Source organism: Pseudomonas sp. SMSB3 (genome assembly GCF_052041965.1).
In the GTDB taxonomy this organism is placed as follows: Bacteria; Pseudomonadota; Gammaproteobacteria; order Pseudomonadales; family Pseudomonadaceae; genus Aquipseudomonas.
In genome coordinates, this window is record NZ_JBKGGV010000001.1 from 349,060 (window position 1) to 372,530 (window position 23,471).

At 63.3% G+C, this 23,471-nt stretch carries 19 protein-coding genes; 7 read left to right on the plus strand and 12 right to left on the minus strand.

Features of this window, described 5'->3' with window-relative positions; all coding sequences use genetic code 11:
- Window positions 1-22 precede the first annotated feature (22 nt).
- The 6 genes from ACLEJW_RS01620 to arcD (ACLEJW_RS01645) all read right to left on the minus strand — a co-directional run bounded on the left by ACLEJW_RS01620 (window position 23) and on the right by arcD (ACLEJW_RS01645) (window position 6,950).
- Window positions 23-1,531, minus strand: a complete 1,509-nt coding sequence (locus tag ACLEJW_RS01620) for a sigma-54-dependent transcriptional regulator (protein ID WP_313295625.1) — start codon at window positions 1,529-1,531, stop codon at window positions 23-25.
- A 172-nt stretch (window positions 1,532-1,703) separates the two neighbouring features.
- Window positions 1,704-2,072 carry a DUF5064 family protein gene (locus ACLEJW_RS01625; RefSeq protein WP_145185318.1) on the minus strand — a complete coding sequence of 123 codons (369 nt, stop codon included), beginning with the start codon at window positions 2,070-2,072 and terminating at the stop codon, window positions 1,704-1,706.
- Window positions 2,073-2,128: 56 nt separating this feature from the next.
- The gene (gene arcC / locus ACLEJW_RS01630) at window positions 2,129-3,058 is read right to left on the minus strand and encodes a carbamate kinase (RefSeq protein WP_313295627.1); all 930 of its coding nucleotides are present in this window, start codon (window positions 3,056-3,058) and stop codon (window positions 2,129-2,131) included.
- An 85-nt stretch (window positions 3,059-3,143) separates the two neighbouring features.
- Window positions 3,144-4,154, minus strand: coding sequence for an ornithine carbamoyltransferase (locus tag ACLEJW_RS01635; protein ID WP_145185324.1), 1,011 nt, complete (start codon window positions 4,152-4,154; stop codon window positions 3,144-3,146).
- A gap of 68 nt (window positions 4,155-4,222) precedes the next feature.
- Entirely contained in the window at window positions 4,223-5,488 is a 1,266-nt protein-coding gene (gene arcA / locus ACLEJW_RS01640) for an arginine deiminase (RefSeq protein ID WP_313295630.1), read from the minus strand.
- A gap of 34 nt (window positions 5,489-5,522) precedes the next feature.
- Window positions 5,523-6,950, minus strand: a complete 1,428-nt coding sequence (arcD, locus tag ACLEJW_RS01645) for an arginine-ornithine antiporter (RefSeq protein WP_313456058.1) — start codon at window positions 6,948-6,950, stop codon at window positions 5,523-5,525.
- 432 nt (window positions 6,951-7,382) lie between these two features.
- On the opposite strand from arcD (ACLEJW_RS01645), the gene arcD (ACLEJW_RS01650) reads away from it, so the two are divergent.
- Window positions 7,383-8,810: an arginine-ornithine antiporter gene (gene arcD / locus ACLEJW_RS01650; RefSeq protein WP_440776893.1), complete on the plus strand. Its 1,428-nt coding sequence runs from the start codon at window positions 7,383-7,385 to the stop codon at window positions 8,808-8,810.
- Here the strand turns inward: arcD (ACLEJW_RS01650) and ACLEJW_RS01655 are convergent.
- The 6 genes from ACLEJW_RS01655 to gap form a co-directional block, all read right to left on the minus strand.
- On the minus strand, window positions 8,790-9,203 hold the full coding sequence (locus ACLEJW_RS01655; protein WP_313295636.1) for a YbaN family protein: 414 nt from the start codon (window positions 9,201-9,203) through the stop codon (window positions 8,790-8,792). The two genes, arcD (ACLEJW_RS01650) and ACLEJW_RS01655, sit on opposite strands and share 21 nt — an antisense overlap.
- Window positions 9,204-9,256: 53 nt before the next feature.
- Window positions 9,257-9,850 carry a biliverdin-producing heme oxygenase gene (locus ACLEJW_RS01660; RefSeq protein ID WP_313295638.1) on the minus strand — a complete coding sequence of 198 codons (594 nt, stop codon included), beginning with the start codon at window positions 9,848-9,850 and terminating at the stop codon, window positions 9,257-9,259.
- A gap of 134 nt (window positions 9,851-9,984) precedes the next feature.
- Complete coding sequence (locus ACLEJW_RS01665; RefSeq protein ID WP_440776894.1) at window positions 9,985-12,573, minus strand: TonB-dependent receptor; 2,589 nt, start codon at window positions 12,571-12,573, stop codon at window positions 9,985-9,987.
- A 124-nt stretch (window positions 12,574-12,697) separates the two neighbouring features.
- Entirely contained in the window at window positions 12,698-13,666 is a 969-nt protein-coding gene (locus tag ACLEJW_RS01670; protein WP_440776895.1) for a FecR family protein, read from the minus strand.
- Window positions 13,667-13,754: 88 nt separating this feature from the next.
- Window positions 13,755-14,267 (minus strand): RNA polymerase sigma factor, encoded by a 513-nt coding sequence (locus tag ACLEJW_RS01675; protein WP_313295644.1) that lies wholly within the window; start codon window positions 14,265-14,267, stop codon window positions 13,755-13,757.
- Window positions 14,268-14,439: 172 nt separating this feature from the next.
- Window positions 14,440-15,441: a type I glyceraldehyde-3-phosphate dehydrogenase gene (gene gap / locus ACLEJW_RS01680; RefSeq protein WP_440776896.1), complete on the minus strand. Its 1,002-nt coding sequence runs from the start codon at window positions 15,439-15,441 to the stop codon at window positions 14,440-14,442.
- Window positions 15,442-15,707: 266 nt separating this feature from the next.
- Here gap and edd point away from each other — a divergent pair, with 266 nt between their 5' ends.
- The 6 genes from edd (at window position 15,708) to ACLEJW_RS01710 (ending at window position 23,464) form a co-directional block, all read left to right on the plus strand.
- Entirely contained in the window at window positions 15,708-17,534 is a 1,827-nt protein-coding gene (edd, locus tag ACLEJW_RS01685) for a phosphogluconate dehydratase (protein ID WP_440776897.1), read from the plus strand.
- Window positions 17,531-18,490: a glucokinase gene (locus ACLEJW_RS01690; protein WP_145185357.1), complete on the plus strand. Its 960-nt coding sequence runs from the start codon at window positions 17,531-17,533 to the stop codon at window positions 18,488-18,490. The genes edd and ACLEJW_RS01690 overlap by 4 nt, the downstream gene beginning before the upstream one ends.
- A gap of 72 nt (window positions 18,491-18,562) precedes the next feature.
- Window positions 18,563-19,288 carry a two-component system response regulator GltR gene (gene gltR, locus ACLEJW_RS01695; protein ID WP_313295653.1) on the plus strand — a complete coding sequence of 242 codons (726 nt, stop codon included), beginning with the start codon at window positions 18,563-18,565 and terminating at the stop codon, window positions 19,286-19,288.
- On the plus strand, window positions 19,269-20,723 hold the full coding sequence (locus tag ACLEJW_RS01700) for an ATP-binding protein (protein ID WP_145185362.1): 1,455 nt from the start codon (window positions 19,269-19,271) through the stop codon (window positions 20,721-20,723). Before gltR ends, ACLEJW_RS01700 begins: the two co-directional genes overlap by 20 nt.
- A 99-nt stretch (window positions 20,724-20,822) precedes the next feature.
- Window positions 20,823-22,073 (plus strand): D-mannose isomerase, encoded by a 1,251-nt coding sequence (locus ACLEJW_RS01705; RefSeq protein WP_440776898.1) that lies wholly within the window; start codon window positions 20,823-20,825, stop codon window positions 22,071-22,073.
- A 104-nt stretch (window positions 22,074-22,177) separates the two neighbouring features.
- Window positions 22,178-23,464: an ABC transporter substrate-binding protein gene (locus ACLEJW_RS01710; protein WP_145185368.1), complete on the plus strand. Its 1,287-nt coding sequence runs from the start codon at window positions 22,178-22,180 to the stop codon at window positions 23,462-23,464.
- Window positions 23,465-23,471: the final 7 nt, after the last annotated feature.

Genomic DNA, 23,471 nt, shown 5'->3' on the forward strand with positions numbered 1-23,471 from the left:
CGAAACTTGGCAGGGAAAAGGCTTAGTTTTTGTTTGGAATCCCATATTTGCGCAACCTTTGGGCGATGGCGGTGTGCGATGTGCACAATCGCGCCGCCAGCTGGCGTGTGGACGGGTGAGCCGGGAACAGGCGCTGCAGCAGTTCACGCTCAAAGTCACCGACGGCTTGTTCAAGGCTTGCCACTTCGCCCTCCTGCCCACGCGCAACGGCGGTACCGGCGATGTCCAGGTCGCCGATATCCACCCGGTCGCTTTCGCAGATGGCGGCGGCGCGGAAAATCACGTTCTGCAACTGCCGTACATTGCCCGGCCAGGGGTTGGCCAGCAGCGCCGAATGGGTGGCTGGGGTGAGGCGGCAAGGTGGCCGCTGGATCTGCGTGCAGGCTTGCTGCATGAAATAGTGCGCCAGCATCAGGATGTCCTGGCCACGCTCGCGCAGTGGTGGCACCTGCAGGTTGAGCACATTGAGGCGGTAGAACAGGTCTTCACGGAAAGTGCCTTCGGCCACCATGCGCTCCAGATCGCGGTGGGTGGCGCTGATGATACGCACATCCACCTTGACCTCGCGGTCCCCGCCCACGCGGCGGAAGCTGCCGTCGCTGAGAAAACGCAGCAGTTTGGCTTGCAGGTATGGCGACATCTCGCCGATCTCGTCGAGAAACACCGTGCCCTGGTTGGCCAGTTCCATCAGCCCCGGCTTGCCGCCGCGCTGGGCACCGGTGAAGGCACCGGGGGCGTAGCCGAACAGCTCGCTCTCGGCCAGGCTCTCGGGCAGCGCGGCGCAGTTGAGCGCCAGAAACGGTGCAGCGTGGCGGCTGCTGACCGCGTGGCAGGCGCGGGCGACCAGCTCTTTGCCGGTGCCGGTTTCGCCGTGCACCAGCAGCGGCGCGTCCAGGGTCGCCACGCGCAGGGCGCGGGCCTTGAGCGTGCGGATGGCCGGCGATTCACCGAGCAAGGCATCGAAGCCTTCGGCATGGTCGTGGTGCAGGGCCGACAGGCGCTCGCCCATACGGTTGGGCGCATAGAGCGTCAGCAGGCCGCCAGCATTGGTGATCGGCGAGGCGTCGAGCAGCAGGCTCTGGCCGTTGAGCTGCATTTCGCGCATCGGCAGGCGAAAGTTGTTGTCCAGCAGCGCTTGCAACAGGCCCGGATCGTTGAACAGATCGGCCACCGAGCGCCCTGCCGACTCGCGTCCGCACAAGGCGATCAGGGCCGGGTTGGCCAGCAGCACCTTGCCGGCGCTGTCGACGGCCAGGACCGGGTCGCTCATGGCGGCCAGCAGGGCATCGAGCTGCAGGTGACGGCGCTGACCCGGAAGGATGTCGACCACGTCCACCGACTGCACGCCCTGGACTTCGAACAGGGCGTCGTGCAGTTCTTCAAGCACCGCAGGGCTGAGGGTCGGGGCGTCGATGTAGACGTTCGGCGGGACCATCTCCACGGCGTCCAGGTTGAGGTGGCGGGCACCGAGCAGGGCGAGGACTTCCTGGGTGATGCCAACGCGGTCGATGAAGCTGACGTGGATGCGCATGGGGGACGATGACGATGATGGCCTGGAAAGTCGCTAGTATGCCTCAACATCGCCGGGGCCGCCTTGCGGCCCTTTGGCGACACAAGGCCGCTCCTACAGGGCGCGCGAAACGTTGGTAGGGTCGGCGTTGTGCCGCGAAAGGGCTGTGCAGTAATAGCCCCAGAGTTGCAAATCACTGCAGATGTTCAGGTTTGATCGGGTCGCCGGACTTCACCTCCAGTTTCTGCCGGATGTCTTCGAACATCGCATCGTAGATCTTGTGTGGCGAGGCCAGGGTTTCGAATTTTTTCGGTGGGGTGAGGTAGTGTTGAGCCTTGCGGCTGAGCACCATCAGAAAGCTTGGCAGCACCTGATCCTTGGCCAGGAAATACTGTTCATCCACCGGCTGGCCTTCGATGCTGCCATGCATGTGGAACGCGATGCCCCGTCCTTCCTTGTCATCGGTGACCGCTTTGTACTCGATGGTCAGGTCATAGCTGTGATCGCTGTTGTTCAGCGCGGTGCGTTCGATGTGCACGTGGCCTGGTTCAAACTTTGCCATGGCAGACTCCTCGGATAAATTGAATTGGCGGGCCCTGGCGAGCCCGCCCAGTGCATTCAACGGTAGCTGATGCCCGGCTTTTCGGTGCTCACCCGAGTTCCCGCAGTGCCTTTGACGATGTGTTCGATATTCTCCAGCGAGCTGATCACTGCCACCTTGCCGGTGTGACGTGCGAAATCACACGCCGCCTGTACCTTCGGCCCCATTGACCCTGCTGCGAAGCCCAGACGCTCGAGTTCGTCAGGATGAGCCTGGGCGATGGCCTTCTGCGTCGGCTTGCCCCAGTCGATGTAGGCGGCATCGACGTCGGTGGCGATGACCAGCAGGTCGGCTTCCAGCTGCTCGGCCAACAGTGCCGAGCAGAGGTCCTTGTCGATCACCGCCTCGATGCCTTTGAGCTTCCGGGTTTCATCGTACAGGGTGGGAATACCGCCACCACCGGCACAGATCACGATACTGCCTTTCTCCAGCAGCCACTTGATCGGGCGGATTTCGAAGATGCGCTTGGGTTTTGGGCTGGCAACCACGCGGCGGTACTTGTCGCCGTCGGCCTTGACTACCCAGCCTTTATCCTTGGCCAAGCGTTCGGCTTCTTCCTTGCCGTAGACCGGGCCGATGAACTTGCTGGGGTCCTTGAACGCTGGATCATTGGCGTCGACCTCCACCTGGGTGAGCAGGGTAGCGAACGGCACTTCGAAGTCCAGCAGGTTGCCCAGTTCCTGTTCGATCATGTAGCCGATCATGCCCTCGGTCTCAGCGCCCAGCACGTCCAGCGGATAGGCCTCGTCAGGCTTGTAGGACAGCCCTTGCAGGGCCAGCAGACCCACCTGGGGGCCGTTGCCATGGGCAATGACCAATTGGTTGCCCGGGTGGATCTTGGCGATCTGCTCGGTGGCGGTACGGATATTGGCTCGCTGATTGTCAGCGGTCATGGGTTCGCCGCGACGCAGCAGGGCGTTGCCGCCCAATGCAACAACGATACGCATGGGAAATGTCCTTTGCAGGAGCTGCAAGCGGCAGGCTGCGCGCGCTGTGTCTTGCCGCTCGCAGCTTGCCACGCGCAGCAGTAGTTCAGAGGTCGGCCAGGGTCGATACGAGGATGGCCTTGATGGTGTGCATGCGGTTTTCCGCCTGCTCGAAGGCGATGCAGGCTGGCGACTCGAACACGTCGTCAGTCACCTCGATACCGTTGGCCAGGTCCGGATATTGCTCGGCGATCTGCTTGCCGACCTTGGTCTCGGAGTTGTGGAAGGCTGGCAGGCAGTGCATGAACTTGGTACGTGGGTTGCCGCTGGCTTTCATCAGCTCCTTGTTCACCTGGTAAGGCTTGAGCAACTTGATGCGCTCGCCCCAGGCTTCGATCGGCTCGCCCATCGACACCCAGACGTCGGTATGGATGAAGTCGACGCCCTTGACCGCCGCCTTGGCGTCTTCAGTCAGGGTGATGCGCGCGCCGCTTTCTTCGGCGTACTGCTTGCAGCGCTGCACCAGGTCATCGTGCGGCCACAGGTCCTTGGGCGCGGCGATGCGCACATCCATGCCCAGCTTGGCGCCGATCAGCAGCAACGAATTACCCATGTTGTTGCGCGCGTCGCCCAGGTAGGCGTAGCTGATGTCATGCAGCGGCTTGTCGCTGTGTTCGCGCATGGTCAGCACGTCGGCGATCATCTGGGTCGGGTGGTACTCATCGGTCAGGCCATTGAACACCGGAACGCCGGCGAATTTGGCCAGTTCCTCGACGATCTCCTGCTTGAAGCCACGGTACTCGATGGCATCGTACATGCGCCCGAGCACGCGGGCGGTGTCCTTCATGCTTTCCTTGTGGCCGATCTGCGAGGAGTTCGGGTCGATGTAGGTCACGTTGGCGCCTTGATCGTAGGCGGCGACTTCGAAGGCGCAGCGGGTGCGGGTCGAGGTTTTTTCGAAGATCAAGGCGATGTTGTTGCCTTTGAGGTGCTGCTGTTCGGTACCGGTGTACTTGGCCCGCTTGAGGTCGCGGGACAGGTCCAGCAGGTACTTGAGCTCGCGGGTGGTGTGGTGTTCGAGGCTGAGCAGGTTGCGATTGTGAATATTGAACGCCATGACAGTTCTCCTTGGATTCGGTGATGTCCCGGCCGCTACCGGGTAGGTGCGGCCGGGCGTGATGGACGTTAGTAATCGATGGGGTCGCGCACGATCGGGCAGGTCATGCAGTGGCCGCCGCCGCGGCCGCGGCCCAGTTCGCCGGCACTGATGGTGATGACTTCGATACCGGCTTTGCGCAGCAGGGTGTTGGTATAGGTGTTACGGTCGTAGCCGATGACCACGCCGGGCTCCAGGGCTACCACGTTGTTGCCGTCATCCCACTGTTCGCGTTCGGCGGCGAAGCTGTTGCCACCGGTCTCGACGACCCGCAGCTGGACCCCGAGCCGTTCGCCCACCACGTCGATGAACGACTTGTGCTCGCGGCGCACGTCCATGCCGTAAGGCTTGCTTTCATCCGGCCGGATGATGAACGGCACGATGTCCTTGACCACTTCCGGGAAGACCGTCACCAGGTCGCGGTCGCAGAAGCTGAATACGGTGTCCAGGTGCATGGCTGCGCGCGACTTCGGCAGACCGGCGACTACCACTTCGCGCACTGCGCCTTTGGCGAACAGGTTGCGGGCCAATTGGCCGATGGCCTGGCGCGAGGTACGTTCGCCCATGCCGATGAGCACGATGCCATTGCCGATCGGCATCACGTCACCACCTTCGAGGGTGGATTGGCCATGCTCCTTGTCCGGGTCGCCGTACCAGATTTCGAAATCGGCGTTGGTGAACTGCGGGTGGAACTTGTAGATGGCAGTGGTGAGCAAGGTTTCCTGGCGGCGTGCCGGCCAGTACATCGGGTTCAGCGTTACACCGCCGTAAATCCAGCAGGTGGTGTCACGGGTGAACTGGGTGTTGGGCAGCGGCGGCAGGATGAAGCTGGAGTGGCCCAGGTACTCGTTGTACATCTTGACCACATCGGCGCTTTCGCTTTGTGGCAGGTCCTGACCTGCGACCCCGCCGATCAGGAACTCGGCCAGATGACGCGGCTCCAGGCCCTCTAGCCAGCTACGCACTTCGTTACGCAAACCCACGCCGACGGTATCGTCGGTGATCTTGCGCTCGAGGATCCAGCTCAGCGCCTCGGGCTGCTGAACGATGTCGGTCAGCAGGTTGTGCATTTCCAGCACCTCGACCCCGCGTTCGCGCATCTTGGTGACGAAGTCGAAATGGTCGCGCTTGGCCTGGTCGACCCAGATCACATCATCGAACAGCAGCTCGTCGCAGTTGCTCGGGGTCAGGCGCTTGTGTGCAAGGCCCGGGGCGCAGACCATCACCTTGCGCAGCTTGCCGGCTTCGGAGTGGACACCGTACTTCTGTTTTTCAGCGGACTTTTCAGCGGACATGATTTTCATTCCTCCAAGTAAGCGAAAACGGGGTTCAGAGGGTAAGGAAGCCGTCGTACAGGCCGTAGGCTGCCACCAGGGCACCGATGACCACGGCGGCGAAGATCAGCTTTTCCACCTGGGTGAAGATCGGCTGGCCCACTTCGCGCTTGGCCTTGGCGAACAGGATCGCGCCGGGGGCATACAGCAGGGCCGAGAGCAGCAGGTATTTCACGCCGCCGGCGTACAGCAGCCAGATGGCGTAGGCCAGGGCGATGGCGCCGATGAACAGGTCTTTCTTGCGTTCGGCCAGGGCTTGCTCATAGGTTTCGCTGCGCAGGGCCAGCAGGAACGCGTAGGCCGCCGACCACAGATACGGCACCAGGATCATCGAGGTCGCCAGGTAGATCAGCGATAAGTAGGTACTGCTGGAGAACAAGGTGATGACCAGGAAGATCTGCACCATGGCGTTGGTCAGCCACAGCGCGTTAGCCGGCACCTGGTTGGCGTTTTCACGGCGCAGGAACTCCGGCATGGTGTGATCCTTGGCGGCGGCGAACATGATCTCCGCGCACAGCAGCACCCACGACAGCAGCGCCCCGAGCAGCGAGATGATCAAGCCGACGCTGATCAACACCGCGCCCCAATGCCCGACCACGTGTTCCAGCACCGCGGCCATCGATGGGTTCTGCAGGCCAGCCAGCTCTGGCTGGGTCATGATGCCCAGCGACAACACGTTGACCAGTACCAGGAACAACAGCACGGTGATGAAGCCGATGACCGTAGCCTTGCCCACGTCCGAGCGTTTTTCCGCCCGTGACGAGAAGATGCTTGCCCCCTCGATGCCGATGAACACCCAGACGGTGACCAGCATCATGTTGCGCACCTGGTTCATCACGCTGCCCAGCTCTGGCGTGCCCAGGCCCCAGATGTCGGCAGTGAAGATGTCGAGCCTGAAGGCGAACAGGCAGATCAGCGCGAACAGCACCAGCGGCACGACCTTGGCCACCGTGGTGACCAGGTTGATGAAGGCGGCTTCCTTGATCCCGCGCAGCACCAGAAAGTGCACGGCCCATAGCAGGATGGAGGCGCCAATGATCGCCGCCGGCGTGTTGCCCTCGCCAAAGAGTGGGAAGAAGTAGCCCAGGGTGCTGAACAGCAGGACGAAATAACCGACGTTGCCCAGCCAGGCGCTGATCCAGTAGCCCCAGGCGGACGAGAAACCCATGTAGTCACCGAAACCGGCCTTGGCATAGGCATACACACCGCCATCCAGGTCAGGTTTGCGGTTGGCCAGGGTCTGGAACACGAAGGCCAGGGTCAACATGCCAACTGCGGTGATGGCCCAACCGATCAGCACCGCACCGACTCCAGCGCTGGCGGCCATGTTTTGCGGTAACGAAAAAATACCGCCGCCAATCATCGAACCGACCACCAGCGCAACTAACGCGCCAAGCTTTAGTTTTCCGGAAGCATCAGACATTTAACAACTCCTGCCAGGAGAAAGTTGACAACAGGCTAACGCCGTTGCCGATGCCGTGATCTGATCTGGGTCAGTCCACGGGAGCGTGGAGTAGGAATATTCCCTCACGCGACTCCTGGAGAGTGCCGACTGCTGGGCTGCAGGCCGGATCACTGGCACCTCCCTGTCCCTCTAGAGCAAACGCTCTGTTTAGCCTGCGGACTTATGAAGCTAGCTGCTTTTGACGGCTTCGCAAACCGCCGCTAAAAATTAATGAGTTTTATTAGATCGGTTTTGTCAGCGCGTACAACTGACATTTTTATCAGGTGCGGCCGTTAGACAAACTAGTTATGAGTGCTATAGCTTTAATGTCCTAACTTCTTTGCACAGTTCGGGCTATTAAAGCGCTTCGGCTGTTGCAATCGGGTGACAGACCATGACAAAGGCGAGTTCATGAACGAACCGGGACACAAGCTGCGATTGGGCGCATTGATCGCGCTGGTGGTCGGCTCGATGATTGGCGGCGGTATTTTCTCACTGCCGCAGAACATGGCAGCGCGCGCCGACGTTGGCGCCGTGCTGATCGGTTGGGCGATCACGGCGGTCGGCATGCTGGCCCTGGCCTTCGTGTTCCAGACCTTGGCCAATCGCAAGCCTGACCTCGATTCGGGCGTGTACGCTTACGCCAAGGCAGGCTTCGGCGACTACATGGGCTTTTCTTCTGCCTGGGGTTACTGGATCAGTGCCTGGCTGGGCAACGTCGGCTATTTCGTGCTGCTGTTCAGCACCTTGGGGTTCTACTTTCCGGTATTCGGCGAAGGCAACACCCCGGTGGCCATCGGCTGTGCCTCCTTGCTGCTGTGGGCGGTGCATTTCCTGGTTCTGCGCGGTATCAAGGAGGCTGCGTTCATCAACCAGGTGACCACGGTCGCCAAGGTGGTGCCGCTGCTGATATTCATCGTGATTGCCGCATTCGCCTTTCGCGCCGACATCTTCACCCGCGATATCTGGGGCCTGAGCAATCCGCAGTTCGGCAATGTGCTGGATCAGGTACGCAACATGATGCTGGTGACCGTCTTCGTGTTCATTGGCATCGAAGGCGCCAGCGTGTACTCGGGGCGCGCGCAGCGCCGTGCGGATGTGGGCAAGGCCACCGTGATCGGCTTTCTGGGCGTGCTGGCACTTCTGGTGCTGGTCAACGTGCTGTCGCTCGGGGTCATGACCCAGCCTGAACTCGCGCAGTTGCAGAATCCGTCGCTGGCCTCGGTGCTGGAGCACATCGTCGGGCCCTGGGGGGCGTTGTTGATCAGCATTGGCCTGGCAGTGTCGTTGCTCGGAGCGCTACTGTCATGGGCGCTGTTGTGCGCCGAAATCCTCTACGCCACCGCCCGTGACAAGACCATGCCGCGGTTTCTGGCCAAGGAAAACGCCAACCACGTACCGGCCAACGCGCTGTGGCTGACCAACAGCATGATCCAGGGCTTTCTGTTGATCACCCTGGTGTCTGCCGGCACCTATACCAGCCTGATCTACCTGGCATCGTCGATGATTCTGGTGCCCTACCTGTGGTCGGCGGCTTATGCGCTGCTGCTGGCCTGGCGCGGCGAAGGCTATCAGGCCCAGCCACGGCTGCGGCGCAAGGACCTGCTGGTGGCGGTGCTGGCGCTGGTGTATGCGCTATGGCTACTGTACGCCGGGGGGCTCAAGTACCTGCTGCTGTCGGCGCTGCTCTACGCGCCCGGGGTGATCCTGTTTGCCCGGGCCAAGCACGAGCAAGGGCAAGCCGTGTTCAGCGGATGGGAAAAGCTGATCTTCGCCGCGGTGCTGGCCGGTGCGGCACTGGCCGCCTACCTGTTGTTTTCAGGGCTGCTGAGCTTGTGACGGGGCAGGGGAGGCGCGTTCCGGACGCGACCAGATCCACAGATTGCCCAGGGTCATGCCAGTAATGGCGAGAAACACCGGCCAGTGGTGTTCGAGAAAGGCCAGCATCAAGCAGGCACACAGCAGCATGCTCAGGGTCGCACTGACCTTGGCGCGGCGCTGAATCACCTTGCCATTGCGCCAGTTGTAGAGAATCGGCCCGAACAGCCGGTGGTTTTCCAGCCAGGCGGACAAGCGCGGCGAACTGCGGGTTGCGGCCCAGGCGGCGAGGAGGATGAATTCGGTGGTCGGCAGGCCCGGAATGACGATGGCGACCAGGCCGATGCCCAGGCTCAGGTAGGCCAGGATGCCGTACAGCAGGCGGGAAATCTTCGAGCGTGCAGGTTGGGTCATGGTCTCACTGCAAAAGCGTTCGGCCACCGAAGAGGTGGCCGCTTGGGGGCGTTTCAGGCCAGCGCCGGTGTTGCAGCATAGGCGTGCTTGAGCAATTCGGTGAAGCGCTCGAAGGCGGCCACTGCACCGCGTTCGGCGCCAGCGTCCTGCTCGGGCGACAGCGCCAGGCCGTCAAGGATTCGAGTGAACTGCTTCCAGCCTTCGGCACGCCCTGCCGGCGGCTCGCCCAGGTGCCGCGCGCCGAAGCTGTCGGACAGCCCCAACGCCACTGCGCGCTTGATCAGAAACGCAGCGCCAAGTTTGGAGCCTTCAGAGACGAAGATCCAGCCCAACGCTTCAGCCAGTGACGGATTATGCAGGGCGCCTGGCACCGGGGCAGGCACCTCGCTGTTGAGGTCGGCCAGGTCCAGGCGCGCCTGCTCGGCCCGGCAACGCTCGGCCAGGTCCGGGACGATGGCGATCAGTTGCGGGTCGTTATAAAGCGCCTTGAGTTCGGCCTGGAACAGGTATTGGGCGGCGACGAAGCGGGCGAAGCTGTCGCGGCTTTCGAACGGGGCGTGGGCTTTGACCAGGGCGTCCAGCTCCGCGTGCGGAGCGTGGGTGACCTGGTTCAGACGTTGCGAGCGCAGGGCAGGGCGGTCGGTCATGAGAATGTCCTTGGTGAATGAGGGCGTCTAGTGACGAGACGAAACAACGGGGCTCGGACCGTAAAAACGGGTGCACGGGCTTGTATCAGCGGCCCTTGTGCGGCGCTGATGCTGCGCAAGGGCCGGTGCCGCGGTCAGATATCCCACACCACATTGATGGCGAAATTGCGACCCGGCAGGGTCAGGCGGTCGAGGTTGGCCGGCTGGGTCACGGCGGCCTCGCCCTGGCCGTCATAGCCACGCACCGAATCCCATTGCCAGTATTTCTTGTCGGTGAGGTTGTACAGGCCGGCGTTCACAGTGACGTCTTCGGTCACCTTGTAGAAGCCGCTCAGGTCGAGCACGCCATAGCCCGGTGTGCGGAACTGCGTGCTCTGACCATCCGGAGCGAAGAACGTGGTGTCGTCGACCCGGGTCTTGCGCTTGACCAGGGTCCAGCTCAGCAGACCGCCATACTGCGCCTGCTCGTAGCCGAGGCCAAACACCCCGGTCAGTGGGTTGACGCTATTGAGGGGCTGGCCGTTGTCGTCGTTGCGGCCATTGGCATAGGCGATGGCGCCTTGGCTGTACCAGCCCTGCGGCGCACCGAAGTGATCGAGGTTCAGGCGACCCTTGACCTCGGCGCCCTTGATGGTGGCGTGCTTGATGTTGTTGGCCTGGAAGGTGGTTTGCAGGTTGGCCGACTGCACCGCATCTTCGTCGATGAAGTCGCGGTACTTGTTGTAGAACACCGCGACGTCGAAGTGCCCCGCGTCGAAATTGCCACGCAGTCCGGTTTCGTAGCTTTTGCTTTTCTCAGGCTCAAGGCCTGGATTGCCGCGCACGCTGTAGCCGAGCGTCGGGTTGTCGAAGCGGCCGTACATGGACTTGGCGGTCGGCGTGCGGAAGCCTTCGGCGTACTGAGCGTACCAGGTGTGGTGCTCGTCCAAGCTGTAGGTCACGCCGAACTTGGGTGAAACGCGGTGCCAGGTCTTGTCGGCATCGTCGATGCTACCGGGCGCCGCCCCCGAGCCTTGGATGCCACGCAGAAATGCGTCGGTGAATTTCGGTTGCATGCGCGTGTAGTCGTAGCGAGCGCCGGGCAGGAAGGTCCAGTCGTTCCAGCGGATCTCATCCTGGGCGAACAGGCTGTAGGTATTGATCGTCGGGTCCGGGAAGTCGCTGACCTGCGCCTGCACATCGGTGCCGCTTACCTGGCCAATCGCGCGGCAAGCGCCACTGACCGCCACGCACACGCCATTACCGCTGCGCGAGCCGGTGACCTTCTCGTGCTTGAGGGTGGTGCCATAGGTCAGCAGATGGTCGCTCTCGCCGATGCTGAAGGCTTTGTCCAGTTGAGCGTCGAACACCCACTGGCGATCTTTGTATGTGGTATCGCGAGTGCGCAACACCTGGCGCCCCGGAGGCGAATAAAGCTCTTCGGTGCGTTGGTCGGTCTTGGCGATCTGGTAGTTGAGACTCCACTTGATATGATCGGCAAACTGCGTATCCACAGCGAAATCATGAAGGATGCCGAAGCGTTCGCGGGTCACGGTATCGTTGCCGCTTCGCGCTTTGTAGTAATCCATCGCCCTGAAACCGGGAATGAACGGCCCACCCACGGCGCTGAGGACATTCTGGTCGCGGTCATCCTTGTAGCGCTCGTAAGTCAGGGCCAGACGCGCCTCATCGGCGTAATCCCAACCCAGTTTGGCCAGCACATTGGTGGTCCGCGCATCTTCCGGATTGGCCTCGGTGCGCGACAGCCCCGTGCCGCCGTGGCCGCCGTAAGACTCCATTTCGTGCCCGTCGCGCTGGCTCAGGTGCAACAGCCCGTCGAACTCGCCTTGGCGCCCTGCCACGCTGGCCGATTTCAGCCAGCTGTCGTCGGCCGAGCTGTAGCCAGTCTTCAGACGAGCGCCGACGTCTTTGCCCGGCTTGATGATGTCTTCTGGGTCGAGGGTGAAGTAGCTGACCGCGCCGCCGATGGCGTTGCTGCCGTACAGCACCGAAGCGGGGCCACGGAGGATCTCCACGCGTTTGACGATCTCGGGGTCGACATAGTTGCGCTGGGTCTGGGCATAGGGCCCGTAGAAGAAGCTGTCCGGAATCGATACGCCGTCAATCTGCGTCAGCACCCGCTCGCCGTCGATCCCGCGAATGTTATAGCCATTGAGACCGCTGCGCTGACCGGTGCCGGCGACGGAAACGCCCGGTTCATAGCGCACCAGTGCGTGGATGTCGTTGACGTTCTGCCGGTCCAGTTGCTCGCGGGTCTGCACGCTCACGGTGCTGGGCACCAGGGTGACGTCCTGGGCGCTGCGGGTGGCGCTGACGGTGAGTTGTTGCAGGGCCACGACGTTGCCCGGCGCTTGGCGCTCGAGCACCACATTGGCATCGCCGATCTTGCGCACCCCAAGCCCGGTTCCTTGCAGCAGGCGCTTGAGCGCGGCATCGGGCGGGAGCGATCCGCGTACCCCGGGCGAGGCGATGCCGCTGGCCAGCTCGGCGCTGAAACCGACCTGCCAGCCGGTGATCTGACTAAACGCGTTGATCGCCTCGACCAGCGGTTGCTGGCCGATGTCGAAGCGGTAGGCGCCCATGCGCGGGCTGCTGGCCTCGGCCGGCTGAGCAGCCAGCACCGGCAAGCTGCAGGCGCCGCTGGCAAGTAACGCCAGGGTCAGCAGTGACAGTTGCCCGGTACGGCGGGGAAAGGTGGTTGGGCAAGACGAACCTGTGGACATCGAAAGCGCTCCCTGTCGCGCGAACTGTTATAGGTGTTGACCGATCTTGGTATGAACAAGAATCAGTTGCATTGGCTATAACGAGACGCATGAGGCTGCGCAATCGCGTAAAAAAACGTTCAGCTCAATTGATGATGACCACGGCAGGAAACTCATGCAGCTGCGCCGAGGTGATGTGCGCCAGTGCCCGCAAGGTTTCCAGCGGCTGATCGAGGCGGTAGTTGCCGGTGACCGCCATGTCTTCGAGGTGGCTGTTGTGGTTGATGATCCAGCCAGGGTAGTAGCGCCGAAGTTCGGCCAGCACCTGGCTCATTGGGCAGTTCTCGAACACCAGGCGACCATCGATCCAGGCCAGGTCCTTGTGCATGTCTGGGCGTTGACGTTGGCCAAAACCCTGCGGGCCGACGCTGATGCTCTCGCCGGCGCGCAGACGGATACGCTGGTCGCGGTTGCCTTGCAGGTCGACGTCGCCGCGTTGCACGCGGACCTCGGTCTCGCCGTCGAGGTAGCGCACGGCAAAATCGGTATCGCGGACCTGCGCCCGCAGCGGGCCAGCTCGGACTTCCAACGCAGGCTGCGCACCGCCCGGCACCTGGAAGTACGCTTCACCTTGCAGCAGGCGCGCCACCTGCCTTCCGCTGCGCTGGTCACTGGCAAACGCCGAGTCGGTATTGAGCAGCACCTGGGCGCCGCCGTCGAGCGAAAGGCGCTGCCGTTCGCCGACCACGGTCAGGTGATCGGCCTGCAGGCGCACTGGCAGGTTGCCGAAGCTCACCAGCCCGATCAGCAGCACGGCGGCGGCGGCCAGCGGCTTGCGGTAGGCGCACAGGCGGCCGCGCAGGGAGCGGCGCTGCCGTTGCTGCAGCTGCACGGCCGCCTGACGCAGCGGTGCGCCGTTCCACAAGGCCTCGGCCTGAACGTAGGCTTCGGCGTTCTCGGGCGCTGCGCTGAGCCACTGCTCGAAGGCAAGGGTGTCGGCGCTGCTGGCGCCTTGCAGGCGCAGCAGCCAGTCCAGTGCCTCGTCCAGCGCGCGGGCGCGGGCGCGGGCGTCGGGCTCGCTGGCGGTTGGGCGAGGCACGGGGCAGTCGGTCACAGTGGGTCCTTGCAGGTTTTTGCGAATCATCAAGGCTTGCGCCGGGCATGGCAAGGGCTGCGCCGCATCTCCAGGGCCAGCGGTCGGCTCAGCGCAGGCGCTCGGCCACACCCATGCAGATCGCCATGATCAGCTTCAGCTCCTTTTGCACCGTGCTTGGCGAGACCTTGAGCTGTTCGGCGATCTCCTGGTAGCTGGCGCCATGCACACGGCTGAGCATGAAAATGCGCCGTTGGCGCTCAGTCAATTGATTGAGGCTGACGCTCAGATGCTTGAGCAATTGCTCGGCGTGTGCGGCGTCTTCGCTGCTGCCCAACGGCGCGGCGACATTGTGCAGGACCTCCTCGGGCACATCGTCGACCAGCATGCGCGCCTGTGCGCGGCGACTGCGCAGGTGGTCCAGGGCGAGGTTGCGTGCGGTCTGGAAGACGAAAGGTTCGAGATGTTCCACTGGGCGCTCGCGCAAGGCCCGCGATACCCTGAGGTAGGTTTCCTGCAGCAGGTCCTCAGCGGTGCTGGGGTTGCTCACCATGCGCTGCAAGGTACGCAGCAGCGACAGGCGCTGAGTGACGAAGACAGCGTTGAACCGGGACTGACTCACGGGGAAACCTGACCGATGAAAAGCTAATGATAATGCTTATCATCTGCTCATCAGGTCAAGCGCGGATGTGTTAGCAAAAGGTAAAGATCGTAACGCGGCTGCAGGGCCGACCAAGCGCCACCCAGGCGGCGCTCGAGTCTCCCAGCCCTGGAAAATCTTTGGGTCGCCCAGCCTACTTGGCGTGTGCCAGTGCCAGGCAGTTATCCAGCATGCGGTTGGAGAACCCCCACTCGTTGTCATACCAGGCCAGGACCTTGACCATGCGACCCTCTGCTCGGGTGTGATTGGCATCGAAGATCGACGACAGCGGGTTGTGGTTGAAGTCGCATGACACCAGTGGCAGGGCATTGTAGCCCAGCACCTTGGAATGCCTGCTCGCCTCCAGGAACACTTGATTGACCTGCTCGGCAGTCGCTTCGCGCTTGAGGTTCACCGTCAGATCGACCAACGACACATTGATGACCGGCACCCGCACCGCCATGCCGGTGAGTTTGCCGGCCAATTCCGGTAGCACCAGGCCAACCGCCTCGGCGGCGCCGGTCTTGCTGGGGATCATCGATTGGGTCGCCGAGCGGGCACGGTAGGGGTCGCTGTGGTAGACATCGGTCAGCACCTGGTCGTTGGTGTAGGCGTGAATGGTGGTCATCAGCCCCTGTTCGATGCCGAACTCGCGGTGCAACACCTGGGCGATCGGTGCCAGGCAGTTGGTGGTGCACGACGCGTTGGAAATCACCTGGTGCGAGGCGCGCAGAATATCGTGGTTGACGCCGTAGACCACGGTTGCATCGACGCCTTTGCCCGGCGCCGAGACGATCACCTTGCCGGCGCCGGCGGCCAGATGCGCAGCAGCCTTGGCGCGCTCGGTGAACAGCCCGGTGCACTCGAACACCACGTCGATCGCTTCGGCTTTCCACGGCAACTCGGCAGGATTGCGGATGGCGCTCACGGCGATTCGGTCACAGTTGACCGTCAGGCTTTCATGGTCGGCTTCGACCTGTGCATCGAACGCGCCGTGCACGCTGTCATATTTGAGCAGGTGAGCGTTCATCGCACTGTCGCCCAGGTCGTTGATGGCGACGACCTGAAGGTCTTGGCGGTAGCCTTGGGTATACAGTGCGCGCAGGACGTTGCGACCAATGCGGCCGAATCCGTTGATGGCGATACGTAGAGTCATGGCAGTACCTCTGGCGGTCGAAGTGAAACCTGTGGCACAAAGTAGCTTCACTGAAACGGTTTTGTTGTTGGAATTACAAGATTATTCACTCTCCGATAGAAAACAAGCCTTTTTGATGGCAGTATTTTGTTTAAATATACAACGAGCGGTTAGGCGCATCGCCTTTCCTGACGCTGCGACCCGCCCCTGCCTTGAGCCTAGGCGGCATTCGCTGGAAGGGGAAACGCCTGGCAAACCGCCCTTACCCATAGCCTGGAGTCCAGTACATGCACCCGCGCATCCTTGAGGTCACCCAACGGCTGATCGAACGCAGCCGTGCCACCCGCGCACGCTACCTGCAGCTGATTCGTGGCGCGGCCAGTGACGGACCCATGCGGGCCAGCCTGCAATGCGCCAACTTCGCCCACGGCGTGGCGGGTTGTGGCAGCGACGACAAGCAGACCCTGCGCCTGATGAATGCGGCCAACGTCGCCATCGTCTCGGCCTACAACGACATGCTTTCGGCCCACCAGCCCTACCTGCACTTCCCCGAACAGATCAAACAGGCGCTGCGCGACGTCGGTTCGGTCGGCCAGTTCGCTGGCGGGGTGCCGGCCATGTGCGATGGTGTCACCCAGGGCGAACCGGGCATGGAGCTGGCCATCGCCAGCCGCGAAGTGATCGCCATGTCTACCGCCGTTGCGCTGTCGCACAACATGTTCGACGCCGCCCTGATGCTGGGCATCTGCGACAAGATCGTGCCTGGCCTGATGATGGGGGCGTTGCGTTTCGGTCACCTGCCGACCGTGTTCGTACCCGGCGGGCCGATGGTCTCGGGCATCTCCAACAAGCAGAAGGCCGACGTGCGCCAGCGCTATGCCGAGGGCAAGGCCAGCCGCGAGGAGTTGCTGGAGTCGGAAATGAACTCCTACCACAGCCCCGGCACCTGCACCTTCTACGGCACCGCCAACACCAACCAGTTGGTCATGGAAGTAATGGGCCTGCACCTGCCAGGCGCCTCGTTCGTCAACCCCTATACGCCGCTGCGCGATGCCCTGACCGCCGAGGCGGCGCAGCAGGTCACGCGCATGACCAAGGCCAGCGGCAACTTCATGCCGCTGGGTGAAATCGTCGATGAAAAGGCCCTGGTCAACGCCATCGTCGCCCTGCATGCCACTGGGGGCTCGACCAACCACACCCTGCACATCCCGGCGATCGCCCAGGCGGCGGGTATTCAGCTCACCTGGCAGGACATGGCCGAACTCTCCGAAGTGGTGCCGACCCTGTCCCACGTCTACCCCAACGGCAAGGCCGACATCAACCACTTCCAGGCTGCCGGCGGCATGGCGTTCCTGATCCGCGAGCTGCTCGATGCCGGGTTGCTGCATGAGGACGTCAACACCGTGGCCGGTCATGGCCTGCGCCGCTACACCCAGGAGCCGTTCCTCGATAACGGCAAACTGGTATGGCGCGAAGGCCCGCAGCAGAGTCTCGATGAGACCATCCTGCGCCCAGTGGCGCGGCCGTTCTCGGCCGAGGGCGGGTTGCGCGTCATGCAAGGCAACCTGGGCCGCGGCGTGATGAAGGTATCGGCGGTGGCGCCGGAGCACCGAGTGGTCGAGGCTCCGGCACGGATCTTCCACGATCAGCAGTCGTTGGCCGAGGCGTTCAAAGCCGGCGACCTGGAGTGCGATTTCGTGGCCGTGGTGCGCTTCCAGGGCCCGCGCTGCAACGGCATGCCCGAGCTGCACAAGCTGACGCCTTACCTGGGCGTGCTGCAGGACCGCGGCTACCAGGTGGCGCTGGTGACCGACGGGCGCATGTCGGGCGCTTCGGGCAAGATCCCGGCGGCCATTCATGTCTGCCCGGAAGCGTTCGATGGTGGGCCGCTGGCAAGATTGCGCGATGGTGATAGGGTACGGGTCGATGGCGTCGAAGGCACGTTGCAGGTGATGGTGTCGGCCGAAGAGCTGGCCAGTCGTGACCTGCCAGCCGCGCCCCAGGGCAACGACCTGGGCTGCGGCCGTGAGCTGTTCGGCTTCATGCGCATGGCGTTCAGCCCGGCCGAGCAGGGCGCGAGCGCCTTCACCTCGGCTCTGGAGAACCTCAAATGAAGGACCTGCTGGTTGGCGACATCGGTGGCACCAATGCCCGTTTTGCTGTGTGGCGTGACAATCAGCTGCACGAAGTCCAGGTCTTTGCGACGGCGGACTACACCAGTCCCGAGCAAGCCATCGAAACCTACCTCGAAGGCCACGGCATCGTCCGTGGTCAACTCAGGGCGGTCTGCCTGGCGGTGGCAGGCCCGGTCGACGGCGATGAATTTCGCTTCACCAACAACCACTGGCGGTTGAGCCGCAGCGCCTTTTGCAGCAGGCTGCAGGTCGAGCACCTGGTATTGATCAACGATTTCACCGCCATGGCGCTGGGCATGACCCGGCTGCGCCAGGGCGAGTACCGCGAGGTGTGTCCAGGCCAGGCCGATCCGTTGCGTCCGGCCTTGGTGATTGGCCCGGGCACCGGGCTGGGCGTAGGCTCGCTGCTGCGCGTGGGCGAACGGCGCTGGCAGGCGCTGCCCGGCGAAGGCGGGCATGTCGACCTGCCGGTGGGCAATGCCCGTGAAGCGGCGATTCATCAGCAGATCCATGGCCAGATCGGGCATGTCAGTGCCGAGACCGTACTCAGTGGTGGCGGGCTGGTGCGTCTGTACCAGGCCATGTGCGTCATCGATGGCGACACACCGCGACACCAGACCCCGGCGCAGATCACCGATGCGGCCCTGGGCGGCGAGCCGCGGGCGCTGGCGGTGGTCGAGCAGTTCTGTCGCTTCCTCGGGCGCGTGGCCGGTAACAATGTCCTGACCCTGGGCGCGCGTGGCGGGGTTTATATTGTCGGCGGCGTCATTCCGCGCTTCGCCGAATTGTTTCTGCGCAGCGGCTTTGCCACCAGCTTCGCCGACAAGGGTTGCATGAGTGGCTACTTCGCCGGCGTGCCGGTGTGGCTGGTCACCGCAGAATTCTCTGGACTGCTGGGCGCGGGGGTGGCATTACAGCAGACGCTGCACGATTGATCGGGGGCCGCAGCGCAGCCCCTTTGACCAAGCAGGCGACGAAGACCTGCGAAAACAAGAGGGCGGGACACCTTGAGCACTGCCGGAAAATCCATCCTGATGGTCGACGACGATCGGGAAATTCGTGAACTGCTGCAAACCTACCTGAGCCGCGCCGGCTTCCAGGTGCACGCCGAAGCCGATGGCAAGGGCTTTCGCCGCGCCCTGGAAAACACGCCCTGCGACCTGGTGATCCTCGACGTCATGCTGCCCGACGAAGACGGCTTCAGCCTGTGCCGCTGGGTGCGCCAGCATCCACGCCAGTCACGGGTACCGATCATCATGCTCACCGCCAGCTCCGATGAAGCCGATCGCGTCATCGGCCTGGAACTGGGCGCCGATGACTACCTGGGCAAACCCTTCAGCCCGCGTGAACTGCAGGCGCGCATCAAGGCCCTGCTGCGCCGCAGCGAGTTCGGCCAGGCGGCGCCAGCCAGTGCCGTGCTGGCCTTCGATGACTGGCGACTGGATACCATCAGCCACCGGCTGTTCCACCGTGACGGCGAAGAGGTAATTTTGTCCGGTGCCGACTTCGCCCTGCTCAAGCTGTTTCTCGATCACCCGCAGCAGATCCTCGACCGCGACACCATCGGCAATGCCACCCGTGGCCGCGAGCCGATGCCGCTGGACCGCATCGTCGACATGGCGGTCAGTCGCCTGCGCCAACGGCTGCGCGACACCGACAAACCGCCGCGGCTGATCCGTACCGTGCGTGGCAGTGGTTACCTGCTGGCAGCCCATGTCTGCTGCGCGGGCTGAGCGGCGCTGGCGCTTGCTGCCACGCTCGCTGCTCGGGCGCATGCTGCTGCTGACCTTGCTCGTGGTGCTGCTGGCCCAGGGGCTGTCGAGCTTCATCTGGGTCGCGCAACTGCGCGCCAGCCAGGTGCAAGGGCTGCGCGCCAGTGCTGCAAGCCTGGCCCATTCGATGAGCGCCAGCGTCAGCTATTTTCGCTCGCTGCCGGTGGCGTATCGGCCCATGGTGCTCGACCAGCTGCGCAGCATGGGCGGGACGCGGTTCTTCGTGTCGCTCAACGACAAGCCGCTGGATATGCCGCTGCTCCCGGTCACCCCGCGCAAGCAGGCGGTGATCGAGGTGTTCCAGCAGGTGCTACGCGAGCGCCTCGGTCCTCAGGTGGAGATTTCCGTCGAGTTCGTCGGCCCCGACGACCTGCGTATTTTCAACAGCGGCCTGAAGCTCGATGAGCTGCCACGCTCCTGGGCGCATTATTCGCTGACCCTCGAACCGCTCAACCCGCCTGTGCTGGTGACCCAGATCCGCCTGGGCGAGGGCGAGTGGCTGTACATCGCTTCGTTGATGCCAGAGCCCTACACCAGCCTGGAAGCCGAGCGCTTGCCGCGCCAGCAGATCGGCTTCATCGTCCTCACCACGGCACTGTTGCTGCTGTTCATCGGCTTGTTGGTGCACTGGCAGAGCTGGCCGCTCAAACGCCTGGCGCGGGCTGCGCGCGATCTGTCGCTGGGTGCCGATGTTGCGCCAGTGCCTGAAGGCGGGGGCAGTGAGGTGGTCGAGGTAGGCCGCGCGTTCAACAGCATGCGCGAGCGCATCAGCCGCTATCTGACCGAGCGTGCGCAACTGTTCAGCGCCATTTCCCACGACCTGCGTACGCCGATTACGCGCTTGCGCCTGCGCGTCGAGCTGCTCGACGACGAACGTCTGCAGGCCAAGTTCAGCCAGGACCTGGACGAGCTGGAGTTGTTGGTCAAGGGCGCGCTGCAATGCGTCAAGGACACCGACATCCACGAAAACATCGAACCGGTCGACCTCAACCAGGTGCTGGAGATCCTCGCCGAACCCTATCTGGGCGACGGCCGCATCACCGTCGAAGGGCGTGCGTTGGCGCCGTATCCGGGTAAGCCCCTGGCGTTACGCCGCTGCATTGGCAACCTGATCGACAATGCCATCAAGTACGGCCAGCGGGCGCGTCTGCGCATCATCGACAGTGCCGAGGGCTTCGTCCTGCAGGTCGACGACCAGGGGCCGGGGGTGCCGCAACAGCAGATGGAGCAGGTGTTCGAGCCGCATTTTCGCCTGGCCGGGCAGCAGCAGGGCTACGGCCTGGGCCTGGGTATCGCACGCAACATCGCCCATAGTCATGGCGGCGAGGTGAGTTTGCTCAACCTGCGCGAGGGCGGCTTGCGGGTCACGCTGCACCTGCCACGGGGCAGCGACTGAGTATGTCACCGGTCGGTGACATACCCGCTCGGGTTCGTGACATCCCGGCCAGGACGGCTGGTTAGACTCTGCACACCACTAGCAAGGAACGCGCTGGGCATGAAGCACGATCATCATCCGTTTGCCAGCGAGCTGGACGCGCCGGTTCATGCAACCTGGCTCGCCAATGAAGGCCTGCGTCTGCTGGCATTCGCCAAGGCCGCCAAGCTCCCCGAGGGCTTCGGCGATCTCGATGCGGTCGGCTGCCTGGCGCCGGGGGCCGTGGCCCAGACGCTGACCACCGCGCGCATGACCCATTGCTTCGCCCTCGCGCACCTCCAGGGCATCCCTGGCTGCCTGGCCCTCGCCGAGCATGGCGTCGCGGCCTTGCGCGGCGCGTTGCACGATTCGACCCATGGCGGCTGGTACGCCTGCGCCAAGCAGACTGCCGAGGGCGTCAAGACGGCCTACCTGCACGCCTTCGTCGCGCTGGCAGCGAGCTCGGCGACATTGGCCGGGGTCGCCGCGGCGCCGGCGCTGCTGGCAGACGCTGTGCAGGTGCTCGAGCAGCGGTTCTGGTGCGAGCAGGAGGGGGCGCTGCTGGAAAGCTTCTCGCGCACCTGGGGGCAGCCTGAGGGCTATCGCGGCGCCAACAGCAACATGCATGCAACCGAAGCCTTCCTCGCGCTGGCCGACGCCACCGGCGACACATCGTGGCTGCAGCGGGCCTTGCGCATTGCCGAACGTATCATCGGCAGCCATGCCGCTGCCCATGGTTATCGGGTCGTCGAGCATTTCGACGCGGCCTGGCAACCGTTGCCGCACTACAATGCCGAGCGACCCGCCGACCTGTTCCGTCCCTACGGCACCACACCTGGGCATGCCCTGGAATGGGCACGCTTGTTACTACACCTGGAGGCCAGCCTGCAGTTGGCCGGGCTCGCGGCACCCGAGTGGTTGCTGGCTGGCGCCCGCAGCCTGTTTGCCAGCGCCTGTGAGCTGGCGTGGGCGGTCGACGGTGAGCCAGGTTTCGTCTACACCCTGGACTGGGATAACCGCCCGGTCGTCCGCCAGCGCCTGCACTGGGTGCATGCCGAGGCCTGCGCGGCAGCGGCTGCGCTGCTGCGCAGAACCGGCGATGCCCAGTACCAGCAGTGGTACCAGCGTGTGTGGCGCTTCATCGACCGCTGCTTCATCGACCGCGCTGCCGGTAGCTGGCACCACGAACTCGATGAGCACAACCGTCCGGCCGGCACGTTGTGGCCCGGCAAGCCGGACCTTTATCACGCCTACCAAGCGGTCCTTCTGCCGCAACTGCCGCTGGCCCCAGGCCTTGCCCGCTCACTCTCGGCTTATGTAACCAAACGATGACATTCATGCATCGCTTCGTTACCTGGCGAAGCGTGCCTGCTGATTACACTCCATGCCATGCAAGCGATCGACTTGCCCGGCATAACAACAAGAAAGGTATTTCGATGAATCCGACACTGCGTCTCGCCGCTGCCATTTCCCTCGCTTCGCTCATGCCACTGAGCGCGTCTGCCGCCGATGCCAAAGGCACGGTCGAGGTCGTGCACTGGTGGACCTCCGGCGGTGAAAAAGCCGCTGTCGATGTGCTCAAGGCCCAGGTCGAGAAAGATGGCTTCACCTGGAAGGACGGCGCGGTTGCCGGCGGTGGCGGCGCCACGGCCATGACCGTGCTCAAGAGCCGCGCGGTCGCCGGCAACCCGCCTGGCGTCGCTCAGATCAAGGGGCCGGACATCCAGGACTGGGCTGCCACCGGCTTGCTCGATGCCGATGTGCTCAAGGATGTCGCCAAGCAGGAAAAATGGGATGCGCTGCTCGACAAGAAGGTTGCCGATACCGTGAAGTACGACGGTGACTACGTGGCCGTTCCCGTCAACATTCACCGCATCAACTGGCTGTGGATCAACCCCGAGGTGTTCAAGAAGGCCGGCATCGACAAGGCGCCGAGCAACCTCGACGAGTTCTACGCCGCCGCCGAGAAACTCAAGGCCGCAGGTTTCATCCCCTTGGCCCACGGCGGCCAGCCCTGGCAGGACAGCACCGTGTTCGAAAGCGTAGTGCTGTCGGTGATGGGCCCGGAGGGGTACAAGAAAGCCCTGGTCGATCTCGATGAAAAAGCCCTGACCGGGCCCGAGATGGTCAAGTCGTTGACCGAACTCAAAAAAGTTGCCACCTACATGGACCCGGACGGCAAGGGCCAGGACTGGAACCTGGAAGCGGCCAAGGTCATCAACGGCAAGGCCGGCATGCAGATCATGGGTGACTGGGCCAAGAGCGAATGGACGCTGGCCAAGAAAACCGCCGGCAAGGACTACCAGTGCGTGGCCTTCCCCGGCACCGAAAAGGCGTTTCTCTACAACATCGACTCGCTGGTGGTGTTCAAGCAGAACGACGCCGGTACGGCGGCTGGCCAGCAGGACATTGCACGCAAGGTCCTCGGTGAAGACTTCCAGAAAGTCTTCAGCATCAACAAGGGCTCGATCCCGGTGCGCAACGACATGCTCGCCGACATGGGCAAGTACGGTTTCGACGCCTGCGCCCAAACTTCGGCCAAGGACTTCCTGGCCGATGCGCGCAGTGGCGGTCTGCAGCCGAGCATGGCGCACAACATGGCCACCACGCTTGCGGTGCAGGGCGCCTTCTTCGATGTGGTGACCAACTACATCAACGACCCCAAGGCCGACCCGGCCGATGCGGCGAAGAAACTGGCCTCGGCGATCAAGGCTGCCCAGTAGGCGGCAG